Origin of the sequence: Stieleria sedimenti (genome assembly GCF_025060895.1) — a bacterium.
Lineage (GTDB): Bacteria > Planctomycetota > Planctomycetia > Pirellulales > Pirellulaceae > Stieleria > Stieleria sedimenti.
Map to the genome: position 1 here is coordinate 43806 of NZ_JANZKV010000004.1, position 21639 is coordinate 65444.

At 56.2% G+C, this 21639-nt stretch carries 14 protein-coding genes; 6 read left to right on the forward strand and 8 right to left on the reverse strand.

Annotated features, from left to right (window positions below; translation table 11 throughout):
• The gene (locus NZK35_RS00615) at positions 1 to 621 is read left to right on the forward strand and encodes a cation transporter (RefSeq protein ID WP_146439880.1); all 621 of its coding nucleotides are present in this window, start codon (positions 1 to 3) and stop codon (positions 619 to 621) included.
• A gap of 32 nt (positions 622 to 653) precedes the next feature.
• Positions 654 to 1208: an RNA polymerase sigma factor gene (locus tag NZK35_RS00620; protein ID WP_197203807.1), complete on the forward strand. Its 555-nt coding sequence runs from the start codon at positions 654 to 656 to the stop codon at positions 1206 to 1208.
• Positions 1209 to 1262: 54 nt separating this feature from the next.
• Here the strand turns inward: NZK35_RS00620 and NZK35_RS00625 are convergent, their stop codons facing one another.
• Positions 1263 to 2975, reverse strand: a complete 1713-nt coding sequence (locus NZK35_RS00625; RefSeq protein ID WP_259630660.1) for a TolC family protein — start codon at positions 2973 to 2975, stop codon at positions 1263 to 1265.
• A gap of 965 nt (positions 2976 to 3940) precedes the next feature.
• Here NZK35_RS00625 and NZK35_RS00630 point away from each other — a divergent pair.
• The 4 genes from NZK35_RS00630 to NZK35_RS00645 all read left to right on the forward strand — a co-directional run bounded on the left by NZK35_RS00630 (position 3941) and on the right by NZK35_RS00645 (position 11496).
• Positions 3941 to 6064: an efflux RND transporter periplasmic adaptor subunit gene (locus NZK35_RS00630; RefSeq protein ID WP_259630661.1), complete on the forward strand. Its 2124-nt coding sequence runs from the start codon at positions 3941 to 3943 to the stop codon at positions 6062 to 6064.
• An 11-nt stretch (positions 6065 to 6075) separates the two neighbouring features.
• A complete protein-coding gene (locus tag NZK35_RS00635; RefSeq protein WP_259630662.1) occupies positions 6076 to 9591 on the forward strand; it encodes an efflux RND transporter permease subunit in 3516 nt (1171 codons plus the stop codon).
• A 115-nt stretch (positions 9592 to 9706) separates the two neighbouring features.
• A complete protein-coding gene (locus NZK35_RS00640) occupies positions 9707 to 11086 on the forward strand; it encodes a hypothetical protein (RefSeq protein ID WP_259630663.1) in 1380 nt (459 codons plus the stop codon).
• Between the two features lie 134 nt (positions 11087 to 11220).
• A complete protein-coding gene (locus NZK35_RS00645) occupies positions 11221 to 11496 on the forward strand; it encodes a hypothetical protein (RefSeq protein WP_259630664.1) in 276 nt (91 codons plus the stop codon).
• Between the two features lie 171 nt (positions 11497 to 11667).
• Here NZK35_RS00645 and NZK35_RS00650 read toward each other — a convergent pair whose 3' ends face one another.
• The 7 genes from NZK35_RS00650 to NZK35_RS00680 all read right to left on the reverse strand — a co-directional run bounded on the left by NZK35_RS00650 (position 11668) and on the right by NZK35_RS00680 (position 21635).
• Positions 11668 to 13116 (reverse strand): PP2C family protein-serine/threonine phosphatase, encoded by a 1449-nt coding sequence (locus NZK35_RS00650; RefSeq protein ID WP_259630665.1) that lies wholly within the window; start codon positions 13114 to 13116, stop codon positions 11668 to 11670.
• Positions 13117 to 14209: 1093 nt separating this feature from the next.
• Complete coding sequence (locus NZK35_RS00655; protein ID WP_259630666.1) at positions 14210 to 15094, reverse strand: potassium channel family protein; 885 nt, start codon at positions 15092 to 15094, stop codon at positions 14210 to 14212.
• A 159-nt stretch (positions 15095 to 15253) separates the two neighbouring features.
• Positions 15254 to 15532 carry a metal-sensitive transcriptional regulator gene (locus tag NZK35_RS00660; RefSeq protein ID WP_259630667.1) on the reverse strand — a complete coding sequence of 93 codons (279 nt, stop codon included), beginning with the start codon at positions 15530 to 15532 and terminating at the stop codon, positions 15254 to 15256.
• Positions 15533 to 15609: 77 nt separating this feature from the next.
• Positions 15610 to 17124 carry a copper oxidase gene (locus tag NZK35_RS00665; RefSeq protein ID WP_259630668.1) on the reverse strand — a complete coding sequence of 505 codons (1515 nt, stop codon included), beginning with the start codon at positions 17122 to 17124 and terminating at the stop codon, positions 15610 to 15612.
• Between the two features lie 51 nt (positions 17125 to 17175).
• Positions 17176 to 18621, reverse strand: coding sequence for a TolC family protein (locus NZK35_RS00670; protein ID WP_259630669.1), 1446 nt, complete (start codon positions 18619 to 18621; stop codon positions 17176 to 17178).
• A 248-nt stretch (positions 18622 to 18869) separates the two neighbouring features.
• Positions 18870 to 21317 carry a heavy metal translocating P-type ATPase gene (locus NZK35_RS00675; RefSeq protein WP_259630670.1) on the reverse strand — a complete coding sequence of 816 codons (2448 nt, stop codon included), beginning with the start codon at positions 21315 to 21317 and terminating at the stop codon, positions 18870 to 18872.
• 102 nt (positions 21318 to 21419) lie between these two features.
• Entirely contained in the window at positions 21420 to 21635 is a 216-nt protein-coding gene (locus NZK35_RS00680) for a hypothetical protein (protein ID WP_259630671.1), read from the reverse strand.
• Positions 21636 to 21639: the final 4 nt, after the last annotated feature.

Consider the following 21639-nt stretch of genomic DNA (forward strand, 5'->3'; position numbering starts at 1 on the left):
ATGGCGGACTGCGGATGCGAACTGGAAGCCGATAGCGATGCGCAGCGGAGTACGCTGCGCATCGTTCTGGTCATCAACGCGGCGATGTTTCTGACGGAAATGGCCATCGGGATTGTCGCCGATTCGACAGGCTTGATTGCCGATTCGCTGGACATGTTGGCCGATGCCAGTGTGTACGCGATCAGTCTGTATGCCGTCGGCCGAGCGGCACGCATCCGCCGCAGCGCGGCCACCGCTAGCGGTGTGCTGCAATTAATTTTGGGCGTCGGTGTTCTAGTCGAGGCCGCCCGTCGATTCATTGGCGGTGGCGAACCCGTTGGTCTGGCGATGATGGGCATGGGCGTCGTTGCGCTGATCGCCAACTCAATTTGTCTCCGTCTGATCGCGAAACACAAAGGTGGCGACGTCAACTTCCGCGCCTCCTACATCTTCTCGGCCAACGACGTCATCGCCAACATCGGCGTCATCGTCTCCGGGCTGATCGTCAAGCTATCCGGCTCGCAAATCCCCGACCTCGTCATCGGCATCCTGATCGCCGCCGTCGTAGTCCGCGGTGGTTGCAAAATATTGCTCGAGACGAAGCAGCAAATGATTCACCCGCCTAGTAGCAAAGGCCGCTAGTACCCCCCTCGGGTATCGGTACAATCTGACAAATGGAGCATCGCAGTGAGAGCAATGTCAAAGAGCCAATCGACGACGCAACGGTCAAGGCCGGTGCCGGCGGCGATCGCGCTGCGCTCCGCCAGATTTACGAGGCCACTGCGGATCGCGTCTTTCGCTTGATGGTGCGGATGGTCGGTCAACAGGACGCCGACGACTTAACGCAGCAAACTTTCGTCCGAGCGTTTACGAAGCTCGATCAGTTCAGCGGCGAATCGAAGTTCGAGACGTGGCTGTATCGACTGGCCACCAACGAAGCTCTGCAGCATCTACGCCGCGAGAAACATCGGCGGACCAAAGAACTGGTGGTCGAGCCGACCGCTGACCAAACCGACCACGTCGAGCAAGACGAACGAGTCGCGATGGTACGCCAGGCACTCGATCAACTCGATCCGGAACTACGGGCGATCTTCACGCTCAAAGAAGAGAGCGGTCTGTCATACCAAGAGATCGCCCAGACGCTAGACATCCCCGAAGGTACTGTTGGATCGAGGTTGAACCGGGCACGGCGTGAATTGCGGAGGTTGATAGATGGGAGTCGGGAGTGAGGGAGGAGCGAGTTGTGTTCTCCCTTCTCCTTCACCCCCCAACACCCCTACTTCTTATTGAGGGCAACCTACCGTGCGATCCAACTGGGCGATCGTGCCGGCCAATGTGGCGTCGATGCGGGCGAGTTGGGTCTCGAACATCAACAGCTCGCGGTAGGTTTCGATCAGCGTGAAAAAGTCCGTCCGTTTGCCTCGGTAGTCTGCGATCGAAAGTTTGAGTGTGTCTTCTGTTCGCGGGATGATGCGATTCTTGTAGATGGTGCGTTGCTCGACTAAGGCGTCGGCTTGAACGATCAGTCGGCGAATCTTGCCGTAAAGTTCGTCGCGTTCGGCTTCCAGGCGTCGAGTCGTGCTGCTGCGACGATGAGCTGCTTCGCGGACGCCGGCGTTAATCTTCTCTCGCCAAATCGGCAATGTTGTACCGAAACTGATGCTGAGTTGATCGTTTCCGTTGGCCACTGGGCTAAGTATGTCATGGTTGTCGCTGACCAATCCCCAGTTTAGTCCGACACTAAAGTCTGGATACTGCTGCAAGCAAGCCAAGCGTTCTCTGTCGCGGTCGCGTTGGATTTCCCATGCGAGGCCCCGTAGCTTCGGGTTGCATTGCTCGGCCAACGCGATCAATTCTTCAATTTGCTGGGGCGTGTCAGTGATACCGAGTTCATCCGTTGCTTCGGGAAGAATCCCGACGGGTTGCTGTAGCAGCGTAGCGAGGTCGGCTTGGGCAACCAGCTTTTGCCGAGCAAGCGTGATGAGCTGTTCGTCGAGTCGATCGGTTTCGAGTTGGGCACGCAATACGTCTTGTTGCGAACCGCCACTGCGATAACGCGCCTCTGCAACGTCGGTCAGGTCGGCAACGAGGTCTTTGGTTTCCTCGACGATGTCAATCGCGCGGGTTGCGAACCAGACTTCGTAGTAGGCGAGACGAACAGACTCGGTGATCTCGCGAGCAATCGCGTCAACTTCCGATTGGGCGATTTGCACTTCGCGGCTGGCGATGACCGCTTTGGTTTTCAGCTTGTCAGGAAACGGCACCATCTGGTTAATCGACATCTGGTTAGCTACCCGGCCGGCCGCGGTTTGGATGGCGTTGTCGTGCAAAGGCCAGAAGGTGTTGTTGAATGTCGGGTCGGGCAAGGCTTTGGCTTGCGGGATGACATTGGTTGCAGCAGCGACGCGTTGTCTGGCGGCGAGGACTTTGGGGTGACGTGCGAGGGCAATGCCTATGAAATACTCGACAGGCTGACCAGTTGGGGAGTTGGGAGAAGGGGAGTCTGGGAGAGGGGGAGACAGGGAGTCTGGGAGATCGGGAGTCTCGGAATTGTCATTTGTCTTGTCATCTTCATCACTCTCCGTGTCTCCTTGTCTCCCCTTCTCCGTGCCTTCCTCCTGCTCGTCTTCTTTCTCCCCACTCCCACCTTCAAACTCCCCATCTTCCTTGGGCGGATCGAGTTGCAGAAAGTCTCCGAAACTTCGTTTGCTGTCTTCCTGGGGTGGTTGAGCGAAGACGGCGGGCGATTCGATCACCACTCCGTCGTTGTAGCCGACGGGCTGTATGGAAGCAGTTTCCGGCTCGCTGAGGATTTGCTGCCAATCGACGTCGCTGGTCGCGCCCGACATCGGGGGCGAAGCGGCGACCGGATCGGCGACTTTTGCTACCTGAACACCGCGATGAGAGGCACAACCAGACGTCGACGCGGCAACCAATGCTGCTAGCAGCAATCGTTTCGCGTGGGTCGTTCTGAGTCTCAAAGAATGCCGATCCATGGCGTTCAGGTCCTAATGAGCTAAAATTGAGCTGTTAAAGTTTGTCTAACCGGTTAATTCCTATTGAACTCTTCGGCCAAATTTCCGATACAGTTCATATACCGGGCATGGGTATCTTTTTCGGAAGGTCACAGTGAGTAACTCCCCCCTAATTCGCACCGCCGTTAATCTTTGTCTGATCGCTGCAATGGTGATTCAGCCGATGGCGCTGGTGGCTGCGCAGGGAATATGTGCTCAAGGTCAGTGCTGCGAGGCCGAAACGGTCTGCCACGCTTGCAAATGCTGTGAAGTGAAAACGGACGGCGATCTGTGCGGTTGCTGTAGCGGCAATGAAGAAGGCGCCAGCAGTTGCTGCACGAAGAAAGGCGAACAATCAAAGCATGACGACCTGTTCGGTGAAATCTCCGACGTCGTGCCCGAGCCACCGAAATCCGACGACGAGAAATTGGTTCAAGACCAAGTTGCGTTGTCATCGTGCATGTGTGGCATTCGATCAGAACCGCTAGCACCGGCACCACATCGCGTACCTGTTCCTCAGGTTCGTGAATTAGTCGTGATTGCGTACTTGGATAACGTTGCATCCGAGGCTGGACTTTCAATTCGTCCAGATCAACTGATGTCACGATTGCCGATCGGCGATCACTCACCGCATTTCTCTCAGCGGTTTCTTTGCATCTGGCGCATCTAGCGTCGTCTCGATAGGAGAGCTGCGCGCTCGTAGCTCTTCGTTTTCAAGTTGGCTTTCACGCGAATGATGCTGCGCGCTCGTTCCGAATGAAGTCTTTCCAGATGCAATCCCCACGCGATTTGATCGCGTCACCAAAACAATGAACCGGTCACAGCCTGGAGGCGATGACTGGTCGATGATGCGATCCCCTCCATTGCGTCGTCGGCCAGTCACCTCTTGAGCTGACGTTCGTGGATGGAACCACAAACGCGTGCCGGAAAACGCCGCGAGAACTGTAATGAATCAGGACGAACCAATCCAACCCAACGAAGCCGACGTTGACGATAAAGTCAGCAGTGTCGATACGGATGCGCCGACCGATAGCGAGCCAGTGGAAGCGGTGGCCGAAGAAACGACCACGCCTATTGAAGCCAAGCCGACTGCACCTCAACGTGGTGACGGGATGAAATGGCTGGTGCGCACGGGTGTGCAAGCCGCGACCGTTGTAATCGTCGCCGGTCTTGTCTTTTTCTTACTCGGTGTCGCACAGCGAACGAAGTGGTTGACTGCGGATGGTTTTTCCGGCGGACAAGGTGATACCGTCGCAGAAACCGGCGGCGGCGAAGACAATCGATACATCTGCCCGATGATGTGTACGCCACCGTCGACCGAACCCGGACGATGCCCGGTGTGTGCGATGGAATTGGTCGAAGCGACTGGCGGCGGAGGCGGCGATGGAATCTCGGTCACTATCGAACCATCCGCCCGGCGATTGGTCGGTATTCAAACCGCGATGTCGAAGATGGGCGAAGTTAGTCGAACGATCCGCACTATTGGCTCGATCGACTTCGACGAAAGCCAACTGTCGACCATCAGTGCGTACATCGACGGCCGCTTGGAAAAGATGTACGCGAACTACGCTGGCGTGAAAGTCAATGAAGGCGACGACCTGGCGTTGATCTACAGCCCGCAGCTCTACACCGCACAAACCGAGTTCATCACCAGCATGAACAGCGATGGCAAGATCGGTCGCTTTCAAATCTCTGGCGGCGATCTGAACAAGATGGCACGGGAGAATTTGACGGAACTGGGCATGACGGAAAGTCAGATCGACGAGTTGGGTAGGTCGGGAAAACCAATGTCGCGTATCCGCATCAAGTCACCGCAAAGTGGAACGGTGATCGAAAAGTCAGCCGTTGAGGGCGACTATGTGAAAACGGGGGACAAGCTTTACCGTGTAGCCGACCTGAGCAGTGTTTGGTTGATGCTTGATCTGTTTCCCGACGACGCATCGGCTGTTCGTTTCGGCCAACAAGTCGAAGCGGAAATACAGTCGATGCCGGGCGAAGTATTTACGGGCCGCGTCGCTTTCATTGACCCGACCGTGAACCCGAAGACTCGAACGGTACGCGTGCGAGTCGAGATCATGAACTTTGACGGCAAACTGCGACCGGGCGACTACGCCACTGCTCGGGTGACCGTGCCAGCGATCCCAATGGACCAAGTTTACGATCCGGCACTGGCGAACAAATACATCAGCCCGATGCACCCGCAAGTCATCCGCGACGAACCGGGCAAGTGCCCGCTTTGCGATATGGATTTGGTGCCGACATCGCAGCTCGGGTTCGCATCAGAACCCCTGCCGATGCAGCAAGTCGTGACTGTGCCGCGCGACGCCGTGCTTCTAGCTGGCGAGAACAGCGTGATCTATGTCGAAACCGAACCCGGTCGTTTTGAGATTCGCCGAGTGACAGTCGGTCCCATGAATCGAAAAGAAGCGGTGATCGTCGAAGGGCTTTCGGCTGGCGAGACGGTTGCAACAGGTGGCAATTTCTTGATCGACTCACAAATGCAGCTCGCCGGAAACCCATCGTTGATGGACCCGACCAAAGCACCTAGCTATTCGCCGGGACCGCTGGAACTTCCCAATACCACTCCTGTCATGCTGGCCAGCGACGCTGGCAACACGCTTGATCGAACCTACGACGCGTACTTTGAAATCCAGTGTGCGATGGCGGCCGACCAAACGCCTCCGCCCGTTGCGTTGAACACGCTGATCGAAGGTCTCCGCGAACTGGAAATGTTGGCCAATGTTCCCGATGAAGCTCAACGCCGGTTCGCGACCGCTCGCCGCGCGGCGTCACGCATGGACGGTTCGTTGGAAACGGCTCGCGAAGCCTATCGCGGCGTCAGTCACGCGATGTTGCGAGCGGCCACGGTGGCTCGCGGGCCGAAGACGGCTGTGAAGTTGACGCACTATTACTGCCCGATGGTTCCCGGCGGCGGTGGAGACTGGATGCAGCCCGGCGGCGATTTGCAGAACCCGTATTGGGGCAGCGAGATGCTGACGTGCGGCGAAGTCGTTCGTGACATGGCGATGCCCGCGGGCATGGTTCCCTCAATCGCGCGCACGGTGCAGTAAGGAGACGAACCATGCTTAATCTCATCATTCGCTTCTGCGTCAAAGAACCTTGGCTGGTCGTCTTGCTGACGATCGGGCTAAGCGTCGCTGGCTGGGTCAGCTTTAAGTCGATTCCGATCGACGCGATTCCCAACATTGGCGAGAACCAAGTTATCGTGTTGACGCCTTGGCCGGGTCGCTCGCCAAAGGATATCGAAGACCAAGTCACCTATCCGCTGAGCGTTTCGTTGCTCGCTGTTCCCGGTGCGGAATCGGTGCGTGGCAAGAGCATGTTCGGCTACAGCTTTGTGCAGGTCACGTTCAAGGACGAAATTGACTTTTATTGGGCACGGAGTCGAGTTTCTGAGCAACTCGGTAGTGCCGCGTCACAGTTGCCCGATGGCGTTGTGCCACAACTTGGCCCGGACGCGACCGGATTGGGACAGGTTTACTACTACACGTTACAACCACCCGACGAAGGTATGGGGCTCGCAGAACTTCGCAGCATGCAAGACTTCGTCGTGAAGTACGAGTTGCAGGCGGTCGAAGGGGTCAGCGAGGTCGCGTCGATCGGCGGTTATGTTCGCCAGTATCAAATCGAAGTCGATCCCGACAAGCTTCGCTTTCACAACGTATCGCTCGACAAGTTGGCGATGGCGATCAATGGATCGAACTTGGACGTCGGTGCTAAGACAGTCGAAACGACCGGCATGGAGTTCATCGTCCGCAGCAAGGGGTTCCTCGGTACTGGCGGTGACAAAGACAAAGCGGTCGAGGACATCGAGGACACCGTCATCATGCAGCGTGACGGAGTTCCCGTTCGCGTCCGCGACATTGCCAATGTGCAGATTGGCCCAGACTTTCGTCGCGGTGCATTGGACTACAACGGAGCCGAAGCGGTTGGCGGCGTGGTCGTGATGCGATACGGCGAGAATCCTCGAGTCGTCATCGACCGCGTGAAAGCCAAGATTGCCGCGATAACGCCGTCGCTACAAGGTGTGACCATTCATGGCGTCTACGATCGCAGCGGACTGATCGACGAGACGATGGCGACGCTGACGCATGCGTTACGCGACGAGATCATCATCACGGCGATCATCATCCTCTTGTTTCTATTGCACATCCGCAGCAGTTTCGTTGTCGCGATCTGTCTGCCGGTCGCTGTGTTGATGTCGTTCATCGCGATGCGGTTCGTCGGCGTCGGAGCGAACATCATGTCGCTGGCGGGGATCGCGATCGCAATCGGAACGATGGTCGACATGGCGATCATTGTTTCGGAGAACATTTACCAGCATCTTTCGGATTGGGAGACTGGCAGCGAAGAGGAGAGAATCAAGCAACCTCGCACGGAAGTCGTCTACGAAGCCACGGTCGAAGTCGCACCGGCCGTCGTGACCGCCGTGGCGACAACCATTGTCAGTTTCTTGCCGGTCTTCTTTTTGACCGGTCGCGATTACAAGCTGTTTTCTCCGCTGGCTTACACCAAGACATTTGCGATTGCTGCAGCGATGATCGCGGCCGTCACGATTGTGCCCGCCTTGTGTCGATTAATGTTGCGGAGCAGCGTGCGTCGAAAATCGACCGCGCTGGTTGCCGCGTTGTCTCTCTCCGGATTGCTCGGTGCCGCGTCCCATTTCTTGTGGGGGTCACGACTCGCAGAGCGTTTCGGCTTGGATACTTGGATTGTGACCGTGATCGCGGGCACGATTGGGTTTATTGCCGGCTGGCAATTGCTGCGAGAGCGAATTCGGCCTATCGAGGAAATCCCGTCTAGTCGCTTCGTTCGCTGGGTCTACGCAGCCCGATTGCGACACGCCCTGAACCACAAAGCATTCGCACTTTCGTTTCCGTTGGTGCTGTTGATCATCGGCGTGGGTGCCTACGTCGGAATGCCAACCGTGCTTCGTCCGGTCGAAAAGTTCGCGAACCTGTTCGGTGCCGATCTGAATGACTTTCCCGGCTACGTCGATGCCAAGCATGTTTTTACGGGGTTGCAGAGCGACGACTGGATCGCGCTCGACGAAGGAAGCTGGTTCTACATGCCGACGCTGTACCCGGCAGCCAGTTTCTCGCAAGCGATGCAGGTATTGCAAACGCAAGATGTTTTGATCGGCCAAATTCCCGAAGTCAAAGACGTGCTGGGCAAGATTGGTCGCGTCGAATCGGCACTCGACCCCGCGCCGGCCGCGATGGTCGAAACCTATGTGATGCTCAAACCCGAAAGCGAGTGGCGAGAAGGCGTCACTGCTCGCGACGTGTGGGACGAAATCAACCGAGTCGCCACGTTGCCCGGTGTCACGCCCGCGTCGGCGTTACAACCGATCGAGGGCCGAGTCGTGATGTTGCAGTCTGGCATCAAGGCACCGATGGCCATTCGAGTTTACGGCAACGAACTCGACGAGTTGGCTGACGCGGCCATGAATGTCTCCGCTGAGCTGAAGAAGTCGCCGCTGATCAACGCCGGAACGGTAAATCCCGACATCGTTCTCGGTAAACCCTACGTCGAGTTCACCGTCGACCGCGAAGCGGCATCGCGGTACGGGATGAGTTCGTCGATGGTGAACCAAGTCATCGAAACAGCCCTCGGCGGAATGAACCTGATTAAAACGGTCGAGGGGCGAGAACGTTATCCCGTGCGGCTTCGGTACAACCGCGACCTCCGCGAACAGATCGACGGTCTGAAACGTTTGCCCGTCGTCACGCACTCGGGGGCCGTTGTGCCATTGGAAGAACTCGCAACACTGGAAACGACTTGGGGGCCGGGTGCAATCAACAGCGAAAACGGTCGACTCGTCGCTCATGTTTCTTTCATGACCAATGGCAGCAAGGGCGATTTGGAATCGGTTTCCGCGATCGAAGAACAGCTCCGCGCGGCACAGTCGCTGCCTCCGTCCGACCCGAATCGGTTATCGCTGCCAGCGGGATACTCTCTCGAGGCCGTTGGGAGCTTCCGAAATCAGATCGAAGCCAACCGGCGTTTGATGTGGATCATTCCGATGGTGATCTGCATCAATCTGATGTTGCTTTACATGGAGTTCCGAAACCTCTCGATTTCGTTGGCCGTGTTCTCCGGTATCCCCGTCGCCTTCGCTGGCGGCATGATTGCAGTGGCAACGATGGGCGTCGAACTCAATACGGCAGTTTGGGTTGGCTTCATCGCGCTGTTCGGTCTCGCGGTCGACGATGGCGTGGTGATGGCGACCTACATCCATCAACTTCTCAAGAAACGCAAAATCGAATCGGTCGAAGACATTCGCAGCGTGGTTTACGAAGCCGGGCTCAAACGCATTCGGCCATGCATGATGACCACGGTGACGACGCTTGCCGCGTTGATTCCGGTGTTAATCGCGACAGGCCGTGGTGCGGACGTTGCCCGAGCGATGGCGATTCCCGTGTTCGGCGGCATGTTGGCCGAGCCGTTCACGTCGTTCATCGTGCCAACGCTCTACTGCGGTTACCTCGAATTGAAGATGCGATTCGGATTTCAAGACGAGCTTTGGGAAGGCACCAAAGCGATGCCGGGGGAGGAACTCATGAAAGCTGCATAAAACTTTTCTTTTGACCGTGAAGGAATTCACGACTCAAGCATCCAATCAACCAACCTCACCAAGATCGACGGACCCAACGGATGGAGTCCTGACACTATTACAACGGAGTTCTCCCATGAAACGAACACTCATCATCACCGCTTTCTCACTCGCGATGTCCACGTCGGGCGTGTTTGGACAGGCGATCCAATCGCAGCACAATCACGCTGGGCACAACCACGCGATGCCCGGCATGACGCAGGCTCGCGAAGCGACGCAAGCGGGGCCGCATGGCGGCAGTTTGAAGCAAACCGGCAACCTGCAAATCGAAACGATTGTTTCACAAGGCGGACTGCAAATGTTCGTCTACGACCGCGCTGGTCAGCCGGTGTCGGTTGACCGGGGACGTGGTGCCGTGTCGGTACGAGTCGAAGGCAACGCAAAACGTTATCGCTACGACTTGTTGCCCGATGGCAAAGGAGCGTTGACCGCTCCTGTGAACTTGTCGCAAATCGCTGGCCGACAGATTGACGTCGATGTGCAATTGGTCGGTATTGCGGCCAGCACAATCTCTTTCAACGAAGTCGCCACCGTTCCGGCCAGCGAGCAACAGCTGGCAGCCGCGGCGATCGCACGACAAAAAATCTGCCCCGTCAGCGGCAAACCGCTCGGCAGCATGGGTGATCCCGTCGCAGTCGATGTCAACGGACAGAAGCTCTACGTTTGCTGTGCGGGCTGTGTGGGCACGGTCAAGTCGGACCCGGCTAAGTATGCCGCCGGTCGCCCGCAGATCACGGTCACCACAGCGACCCAAGCCGATGCAGCAGCCATTGCCGCCCAGAAAGTTTGTCCCGTCATGGACGAACCGCTCGGCGGCATGGGTACGCCGATCAAGGTGATGGTTGGTGACAAGCCGATCTATCTGTGCTGCAAGGGATGCATCAAGAAGATTCAGGCTGAGCCAGCGAAGTATTTGGCGATGGTTTATGGCAACGGCACGCAAGCCAGTGCCCAGCCTGCTGCCACGACGACGGCAAAGATCACTGTCTCGACCTCAACCCAAGCCGACGCAGCGGCCATCGCGGCCCAGAAGACCTGCCCCGTCATGGATGAACCACTTGGTGGCATGGGTATACCGATCAAGGTGATGGTCGGCGATAAGCCCATCTATCTGTGCTGCAAAGGATGCATCAAGAAGATTCAGGCCGAGCCAGCAAAGTATTTGGCAATGGTTTACGGCAGCGGTAATCAAGCGTCCGTTCCCGCAGGTACCGAACAAGTTCGGGAAGGCATCTTCAAGGTCGTTTCTGCCGATGCGCCGTTCATTGCCGCACAAAAGAAATGTCCTGTGATGGACGAACCGCTTGATGCGATGGGTGGGCCATACAAAGTCAATGCGGATGGAAAGGCGATCTACATCTGTTGCCCTGGATGCGCGAAGAAGATTGTGGCCGAGCCGCAAAAGTGGCTGGCTGTTCTAAAGTCTCAAGGAGTCGATGCTCCATTGATTCGTTAATCAACTCGGGAGCGAGAACTGCTCGCTTCCGATCTGACTCACGCGGGGGCGGTGTCGCGGCTGATTCACGCAAGTGGTGACGTCACCACGCCGTCCCTGCCTTTTTGTTTTCAACTTACGACAAGGACGTCGTCATGAAATCGCTATGGAAATACTGTGCTACCGCTGCGCTCACTCTGACCCTCTTACTGTCCGCCGGATGCCAATCGCTGCCCTGGGTGGGCAATCGAAAAGACGAACCGGCAATGACTGCTCAGCAATACGCCGAGCAAGCTGCCGCCAACATTCAATACGACACGACGGTTGCATTCGACACTGACTATCAACCGCCCGCAGCAAATTCGTTCACAACCGCTCCCACTTCAGTTTCGCAGCGTCCCTCATCGGGTGGCGGAAGCTGTTGCCACTAACGCGGGAGCACATTCTACCATGAAGTCTCAATCCACACGCTCGATACGTTGGTTGGCGTATCGAGTAGTCCGGCGTTTTGCGATCGCGAACGTCTGTCACTTCTACCGACGCTTCCAAAAGATGCTGGATTCACAATCGGACGATATATCGGCGACGATACCGCAGCCCATTCAAGTTAACTGAGCCACCAATAGCGTGGTGTCATCGAACGCCTTGCGGCCCTTGCGGAATGCCTCAATGGACGACTCAAACGCTTCAACCAGTTCCCGAGCGTTGCAGCGTTTGGCGGTGTTCATCAACTGCTCAATCCGCTCCGTTCCGTACTGTTCTTCACTCGGGTCAAACGCTTCAGTCACTCCGTCGCTAACAAGGACTAAACGGGCCGTATCGCCGAGCTGGATTGTTTCTTCGCTGTAGTAGGTATCGTCCTCGACGCCCAAAATCAGGTCGCCCACATTCAATCGCACCGGTGTTTCGCGTCCAATCTGCAAGAACGGAAATTCATGGCCTGCATTGGCGTAGGTCAGTTGTCGCCTTTTTGGGTCAACGACCAGTAGCGTCATCGTCGCAAAGTGTCCCATCATCACGTACTCGCAGTATCGCTTGTTGACATCTGTCAGAATCTGGGCGGGGCTGGACGATTTCTTTGCCGCTTCCGACACAAACGCCTTCAACAACGTCGCCGCCATCGCGGCCGGCACGCCATGACCCGACACATCCGCGACGCAAAGTAGATATTGTCCATCGGACAATGGAATCACGTCGTAGTAGTCACCGCCAACATCGTCGGCCGGCTCGAACAATTCTGCGACGTCGATTCCAACCAATCCATTCACCGTCGGTCGTAAGTTCTGTTGAATTTGACGCGCCTTTTCCATGTGAACGCGATGGTCGCGCTGAGCGTGATCCAAAGCCTCGGTCATCGAATTGATCTGATCAGCCAGATAACTCAGTTCTCGACAGCTTCGAGTACGTGCAATCACGCTTAGGTCTCCGGCCGCAACACTCCGCAGCGCCGAAACGAAACCTTGGATTGGTTTGGCGATCAATTGCCGAAGTACCGCGCTGACCACGAAGGCAGTAATCCCTCCCAGCAATAGGACTCCGAACATCTGGATCAACAACGAGCGGCGTGTTGCGCCCACAACGGCTGAACGTTTCTCTGAAATGTAGACCGTGCCCGCTGATCCAGTAAAAGACCCGACAACGAGCGCGCCGGTAGCATTTGATCTGGCGAGGGTTGAATCAACAGTCGATCGCATTGCCAGGAGCATTTCGTCGGAAGCATGCCCATGCGAGACAGCTTGGTACGGAAGCCCTCGCCAATCCGCAGCAATATGGTGACCGGGCGAATCGTCAGTATTCATTCGAGCGCAGACATTGTCGACTAGATTTTGAATCGCCTCGCCGCCGTTGGATTCAGCGACCAACAGTGATTCGTACATCGTTTTCGCTTCTTCGGTCAACGCGATCTGCTTCTCTTTCAAATGCCGATCCATCCGTACTCGGTAGTCAACGACAAGAAACAGAACGACAAATCCAAAGAGAATTGCATTGACGAGGACAAGCAGTTGCCGGCTAATCGGCAACTGATGCCATCGGTGTTTGAATGTGTCCATCATGGCACCTTAAACAGAGAAGCCGGGCGAGTGTTCAGGCTCGCCCGGCTGATGTGGGATCGAACGGAATCAGAAGCGGTTAGCTGAGTTCAGCCGATTTCGATTCCGTTGCACTTGCCGATCCTTTTCCACAGCAGGCCGCACCGACGCTGCAGCAGTACGCTCGCTTTGCACAACAGGTCGGTTTGCCTGTTGAACTGGCGATGTCGCTGGTTGCTGCGTTCGTTCCAGCGTGCTTCCCACAGCATCGTGCGTTTACCGAGCAGCAATAGGCACGCTTGGCACAACAAGTCGGTTGAGAAGTTGCGCCGGCCACTTCGTCAGTGGTTGCTGTCGGTTCCGCTTGCTTGCCACAGCACGCCGCTTGGACAGTGCAGCAGTATGCATGCTTGGCACAACACGTCGGCTCAGCCGATGCGGCGGTGCCAACATCACCAGCAGGGACCAGCGAAACGGCAAACAAAACAGCAGAGAATACAGTCGCTAACATTTTGGAAACTCCAGGATTGATGGCGCAGCCGACATCGACATGCACCGATTTGGGAACAGAGACATCTTCATTTTTGAATTGGTCTGGCTTCGCAAGTCGAAGCAGAGCCAACTGCTAAATCTGAAGACGAATGTGCCAATCAATCAGAGAGCTGGGACGAACCAACGAGACCGACCGCACGAGTGCGACCGACTCCGTCCTCCAGTCAATCCGTAAGAAGTCACTGCGGTCCAAACCGCGAGGCGTCAGATCGTTGGTGGAAGTTCTCGGCGGCAGCCAAACCGTTAATTCACACGAAGCCATCGCGGGACATTCGTGCAAAGGATCACTGTCACAGCAGCCGTGCCCGACATGCTGCGGTTGGCAGCACGCATGAAGGCAAGGCTTCGCGTCGTTTGATCCTGCTCGGGCGGCCGGTGAGGACGCCAACAGCACCGCGATCACTGCAAAAGCAGCAAACAATCGAGTGGCAGCATTGGTGTGACGACGGTTCATGGCGGACAGTTCCAAGAGCTTTCAGAGGACTCCCACTGAGGGAATCTCTTCTTTGATGCTCTTTGGATGCACGGCCCCGACGCTTCTTCACGACTTCGTGAAAAGATTTCAGGATTCTTTTCGGGGTTCGCTTCTGGTGCAAACGGCTAGCGCGTTCAGGTCGTGAAGCCACTCGGATTGCTGATCGACAAAGGCAGCTTTTAGCTGGTCCAATAAATCGTCAGAGTCGCCGATCAACGGTGAAATCTCGATCGCCAACCGTGGGTCGGGCGCGTCATGCGTCGAGTGACAGATCACGAAATGCCGTTTGGTCTCCTCCAGCATCTGCATGCTAGCGTGCCAAAGCCGATCAACAGCCTCGGAGCTGGCGGGGAGCTTGGCCGCATCGACTTGCCGCACCGCTCGCATCATCGAAGATACCTCCAGGCAGAATCTCAGCATTCGGCTCATTGCATACCGCGGTTCGCTAAATCGAAAGTAATGCAGGACCGGATAGAAATGATGCGACTCCAACAAGTCCGCCATGTTCGACGACATCGTGTATAGGTCTTGGTTGACTAACGAAGGATCGTTCCCGGTCAGATACGCTCGCAAATAGCCAAAGCTGTCGCCCGTTCGTCCGGTGCGATACTCAATTTCGTTGGCAAACTGGTTGCGACGGGCCAGGGTTGAATAGACCGAAATGACATAAGCCAACACGAGCGTAAAGAAGCTGAACCCCAAGCCGGCAGCGGTGATTGTCAAGAACTGCATTGCTGGCGTTCGCGGCACCAAGTCGCCCACACCCAGAGTGGTGATCGTGAAACCAGCGTAATACACCGCGATTGCAAAATCCGTATCCGTCGGTGTCAGTCCGGTTGCCGTGATGCCCGTGCCGAGCTGAGGCCATACGATCAGGCTGACTCCAAGCAACAGTAGCGTCGCCCAACACAACACCTGCGTCGCTATCAACGCCGGTCCGCAGTAAACCACAACTCGCGGATGAGCGAACATTCGCGTTCGGACTAAAAAGTGAAAGCCACGATTGATGCCTTTCGTGATCGGGCCAACCGTCGCACGAGGATGCAGAACTGCCATGAAGGTTTCCCAGACGCCAAGGCAGGTCACCAGAAACCCACCAGTAGTCAGGAACCAATTCATCGCGTTAATAACTCACTCGCCGTACTTCCGAAAGACTGTCATCAGCTCTTCGACCTTTTCGTCACGGTCCTTGGCACTGCCACTCTTGATCGCCTCGCTGACGCAGGATCGGATGTGCTGCTCTAGGACGATCTGGCCGACTTTGTTGAGTGCTCCCGTCGCGGCGGACAACTGCATAAGGATATCGACGCAGTATTCCTCATCCTCGATCATACGACCAACCGCTTCGACTTGTCCGATGACACGTCGAAGTCGGTTGTTGAGCTTCTTTTTCTCGTCGTCGGTCAGCATTCGTGGAGACTTTTAGTCAGGTTGGTTTCGCGGAGTTCCCGATTTTAGCCTCTAAACGGCTCCGCAGTTAGTCCGCTTCACATCATCATCTTGGGCGCAGCTTCGTACTTACCGGGGTCACCGAAACGACGAACGATTTCAGCGAATACCGCTCCCTTTTCAACCGGCTGGTCGCTGTTCATTACCAACTCATACAGATCGTCTGGCAGAACTCGCAGCACGGTCATCAATCCTTTGACCGACATCGCATAGTTCGCTCGCATTCCGCGAACTTCCTTTCGGCTCCAAATCGCGTTCATAAAATCCTCGGACATCTCCATGCCCTGCATCTTCTGTGGGTAGCCTGGCGTCGCAAATTTGTCACTTCGTGAAGCGTCGACCTGCGGGCGGCTGCTGAGATTCGCGAGGTACTGATCGACCGAAGCGTCATCGCGCATTCGCGGTCCCACTTGTTTGACCATGTGGTTCATCATGTGGTGAATCATGTGACAATGGAAAATCCAATCGCCGGGGTTGTTGGCGATGAACTCGAAGCTCGAAGCCTGAGCGACACCGACCAATTCGTTGTTGCGTGGAACCCAGGCACTCTTGGGAATGCGAGCCCCTTCGTGACTGGTCACCCAAAACGTATGCCCATGCAGGTGGATCGGATGGTGTTGCATCGGGGCGAAGTTCAACAGTCGCACACGAACACGCTCGCCATGTTTGCATACAAGCGGTGTCGTGTAGGGGCCACTCTTGCCGTTGATCGTGTGCCAATTCCAGTCCATCGACCACGAATCGCTAATCGTGTGCGTCGGCGGAATATGAAAGTTCTGAAACAGCAATCCAAAATCGCGATCCACCGGCGGGTCGAAGACTCTCTTGGGATGGACGATGAACCATCCGACTTGCCCAAACGCTTCTTGCATCGCAACATGCGAGTGATAGAAAAACGTGCCTTCTTCATGGATGTCGAACTCAAAGACCTTCGTCTTTCCAGGCTTGATGGGGTTCTGTGTCAACGTGGCGGCTCCGTCATACTGAACGGGCAGCTCAAAACCGTGCCAATGCACGAACGTATCTTCCGGCAGTTCGTTGGTGACAACGATGCGAACTCGATCGCCTTGAGTGACTTCGATCGTCGGGCCAGGCATGCTGCCGTTGTAACCGTAAACGTTCATCTTCACGCCAGGATGAAACTCTTGCTGAACTGCCATCGGCACAAGTTCAAACACCTTCACACCGTTGTCCATCTTGTAGGGCAACGTTGGGATGTCGGGAGCCTCAAATGGCGCGGGGCCATCGGAAGCCTTGCGAAACCCTGGAACCAGCTTGCCGATGTAATAGTCCGAGTCTGGATCGAGCCCGCGACTGGGTTTGAAGCGAGAGAATCCCTCGTATTCCGCGGCGACCTCAGATGAGGCCGGGATTTCAGGGCGAGCCGAGGCGTTGCCGATTGGCTGCGGCATGTTGTCGTGTTGCTTCATGCCGCTGTGCTGCATGGGCTCTTGCGCATTGGCATCGCGTCCCAGCAAATTGCCAACGAAACCAGTTGCTGCGGCGAAAGAGCCTACTTTCAAAAACTTACGACGATCTTCTGGGCTGGGCATGAGATTGAAACTGTTTGTTGTGAATGGTTTTTCGTGAAGACGAAGCGTTGATTAACGAGGTTTCGCAACCGCGTCGATATGACCTGGTGGCGTTGGCCCTGGGGCTGCCATCAAACCGCCGTGCAGCAGGTAGCCTCGGACGAGAACTTCGTTCGTGCGGACTTGTTCGAGATGTTGGACTCGGGTTAAACGTGAGTCGAAGTAATCCATCTGTGCATCCAGAACGGTCGGCCAATCAACTCGGTTCGCTTTGTAGCTTTCGAGCAATTCTTGATAGGCCAATTCGGCTTCGGGAATGATCACCCGGTCGTATTCCGTCGCGATTTGCAGTGCCGTCAGATACTGCTGGTAGACGTTGGCCATCTGCTGCTGCAGCATCAACTCGGTTCGTCGAATCTCTTCCTGTTGCCGGCGATAGTCCAGTTGGGCTTGGCGAATTGTGCCCTGGTTCCGATCAAACACAGGCAGTTCGATCGAGACTCCGGCCGCTGCCGTGGTTTCTTTGGCCTCGAAGTTGTATCCGGCTCCGCCTTCGGCAACGATGTCCGGAACCCACTCGACTTGTTCACGTCTGACGGTGACGCGGTCCGCCGCCAACTTCGCTCGGGCGGCGGCAAGTTCTGGGCTTTCCGTCAGCACCAAAGACATCGCCTCCTGATAAGAAAGCGGTTCACCTTGCGGCATCAGCTCGCCGGACACGACACCGTCGGTCAAGTCGACACCAACGATCGCAACCAACCGTCGAAATGATTCGCGGTAGTGATTCTCTGCGGACAACACGTCTAGCCTCGCCCGCTGCAACGCAATGCTCGATTTGCGAACTTGTGGACGTGTTGCTTGGCCTTGGTTGTAAAGCTCGCGTGCAGTGACAGCACCATCTTCGGCCGTTTTCAACAGCTCCTTTCGCAGCTCGACGATTTCGCGAGCCGCTAACGCTCGGAAGAAGTGAATCCGCACGTCATTGCAGACGCGGAACTGTTGAGCCATCGCGAGGTGTTCGGAGATATGAGCACGGCGCATGTATTTTTCACGACTCAATTTTAGCTTGCCGGCAGTGACAAAACGTTGACTCACTGTCATACCCTGAAACTCGCCCGGCGAATCCTTGTCGCCTTCGACATCAACTCCGATCTGTTCGCCGATGTAGTTCAGAGTCGGGTTGGGGTACAAACCTGCCTGCAATGCCTTGGCGGTCTGTGCTGAAATCTGCAGTCGAGCTTGACGGATCGTGGGATTGTTCTGAGCCGCCAGAGTCAGGAAATCATCTAGCCTGTATCCTTGGACTTCTGTTTCCGTTGGGAACGTCTCCGAGATCATTTCGCCGTCGACGTAAACGGGAGCTGGCGCGCTACCGAAGTCGCTGCCGTCGATGCGAACACCGGGAAATAGTGGCCCGCTTGGATCGAGCTGATCTAAACCGTAGGGTGCCGATGGCACAGGTGGTGGAGGCGTGAATGTGCGACCGATCGCCGAAGCCGTGTTACCAATCGAAGGCATTTGGGCACTGGCAGCGGTACAAAAAATTCCGGCAGTCGCAATGACTGATAGTCCGGACTTGAACAAAAACGATCGCACTGAAATCACTCCTTTGATCTGAGCAGCGGCATGTTGGCTTGCTTTTCAGATCGGCTAGATACCTGCGAGGGGTATGTTTGCAGTGAACTTTCTGGAAGTCATTTGCGAAAAGGGGTTCAGTTGTACGGTCTACCGAGCCTATGCGCTGGTCGCAAATCGACCAACCGGAACTATGTGAGCTTGGCTGCCCGCAATCTCAACGCATTCGCAATCACCGACACACTGCTAAAACTCATCGCTGCTGCTGCAATCATGGGGCTGAGCAACACGCCGAAGATCGGATACAGCAACCCAGCTGCGACCGGAATTCCCAGGGTGTTGTAGATGAAAGCGAAAAACAAGTTCTGACGAATGTTGCTCATCGTTTTGCGACTCAAGTTTGCCGCCGCAGCCACACCGCGAAGATCGCCACCGACAAGCGTGACACCGGCAGACTCAATCGCAACGCCCGTCCCGGTGCCCATGGCGATGCCAACGTTCGCTTCGGCAAGTGCAGGAGCGTCGTTGATCCCATCGCCACACATCGCAATTGTCTTGCCTTCCTTCTTCAGCTTGCGAACGAAATCATGCTTTTCCTTAGGCGAAACCCCAGCATGAAATTCGTCGATGCCCAGTTTGGATGCGACGGCTTTCGCGGTCGGTTCGGCATCGCCGGTCAACATCACCACTCTCAACCCCAGTTCATGCAACGTCTTTAGCGCTGCAGGCGTGCTTTGCTTGATCGGGTCAGTGATGGCGAGAAGTGCCGCCAGCTTGTTGTCGATCGCCACGAACACAACCGTCGCACCTTCGACCTGATGCGATCCCGCTTTGTCTCGCCCCGCATCAACGCCCTCGATGCCTTGTTCGTCCAACAAGTCAGCCTTGCCAATCAACACATCATGATCATCGACGCGAGCGCGAACGCCACCACCGGTGATACTATTGAATTCACTCGCCTCCACAAGCTGCAACTCATCCGCCTTCGCTCGGCGAACGACCGCCTGAGCCAACGGATGCTCGCTCTGCGATTCGACCGCCGCAGCCAACGTCAACACCTCGTTCTCATTCCAGTCACCAAACGTTTCGACGCCTGTCACTTCCGGTCGTCCCTGGGTCAGCGTGCCTGTCTTGTCGACGACAATCGTGTCAACCTTCTCCATGACTTCGAGGACTTCAGCGTTCTTGATCAGCACGCCTTCCTTCGCTCCTCGGCCAACACCCACCATCACGGACATCGGCGTCGCCAGTCCCAACGCACACGGGCAAGCAATGATCAACACCGCAACGGCCGCTACGAACGCATGAGCCAGTTGCGGCTCTGGACCAAACACCGCCCAGCCGATGAACGCGAGAATCGAACAAACGATCACCGCTGGCACAAAGTAACGCGCGACCACATCGACCAGCTTCTGAATTGGGGCGCGGCTTCGCTGAGCGTCGGCAACCATTTGCACGATACGGTTCAGAACCGTGTCCCCGCCAACACCGACGGCCTCCATCACGAGCGCACCGGTCTGGTTCAACGTTCCGCCCGTGATTTCGTCACCTTCCACCTTCTTCACCGGCATCGGCTCGCCCGTCAACATCGACTCGTCGACGCTGCTCGACCCGCTGAGAACTTTCCCATCGACCGGAACTTTCTCACCAGGACGAACTCGCAGCCGATCGCCTTTGTGGACTGAATCGAGCGAGACGTCTTCTTCGCCATCGTCTGTAATTCGGTGTGCCGTGTCGGGGGCAAGCTTCATGAGTTCGCGAATCGCTCCGCCCGTCTGCTGGCGTGCTCGCAGTTCCAACACTTGCCCAAGCAACACCAACGTGATGATCACTGCTGCCGCTTCAAAATACAGAGGTGGAACACCGTTCTCGAAGAAGGCTTCTGGGATCACACCAGGAAGCAACACGACGACCAAGCTGAAAAGATAGGCTGCTAACGTTCCCACCGCGATCAACGAGAACATGTTCAAGTTCATCGTGCGAAACGATTTGGCTCCGCGAACCAGCAGGGGCCATCCGCACCAGAACACAACCGGCGTCGCCAACGCCAACTGCAACCAGCCAAAGACGCTTTGACTCATCCAATCCGCGACCCGCAAACCCACCATCGGCCCCATCGCGATCACGAGCAATGGCATCGACAACGCAACGCCCACCCAAAAGCGAAGTTTCATGTCGGCGTACTTTTTATCTTCACCCCCGTCATCCAATGCGACGACCTTCGGCTCCAAGTCCATCCCGCAAATCGGACAATCGCCTGGCCCAACCTGCTCGATTTCAGGGTGCATAGGGCAGGTGTAGATCGCCGTCGGGTCTGCGGGCGCATCGCTCGCCTTGGTCGATGAGTGACCACTGCAGCACGAAGAAGTATCCGAGGTTTCCTCGATCTGCACCGCTGCGCCGCCACCGCAACAAGGCGAACCGCTTGATGCCTCTTTCTGTGATCGCTTCGCCAGCACCCCCGCAGGATCATCTTGGAACTTTTTCAAGCATCCGTCGCTGCAAAAAACGTAGTTCTTGCCACCAAACTCAGCCGATCGTGGACTATCCGCCGAAACGGTCATTCCACAAACCGGGTCGATCTGCGTTGACGGATCGGCGACCGGCAAGGACGTCTCGTGTTTCTTATCGTGGTCCATGATTTCTCCTGGCTGTCAAAAAGTCATTCTCCAATATACCCCATAGTGGTATGCAAGTTGCATACCGCTAATGCAGCGGCAACGGGGACGCAACAACAATTTCTAAAGGAGAAACGAATGAGTGCCGCAACCGCATCCATGAAAGAGTGCATCGAAAACTGCCAAGAATGCCAAACGACCTGTGCTGACATGCTGATCAGTCATTGCCTGTCGGAAGGTGGCGACCACGTCGAGCAAACGCACGTCGAGCTGATGCTCGATTGCATCGCTGCCTGTGCTGCCTGCGTCGACTTCATGAGCCGCAACAGCGATCACCATGTGC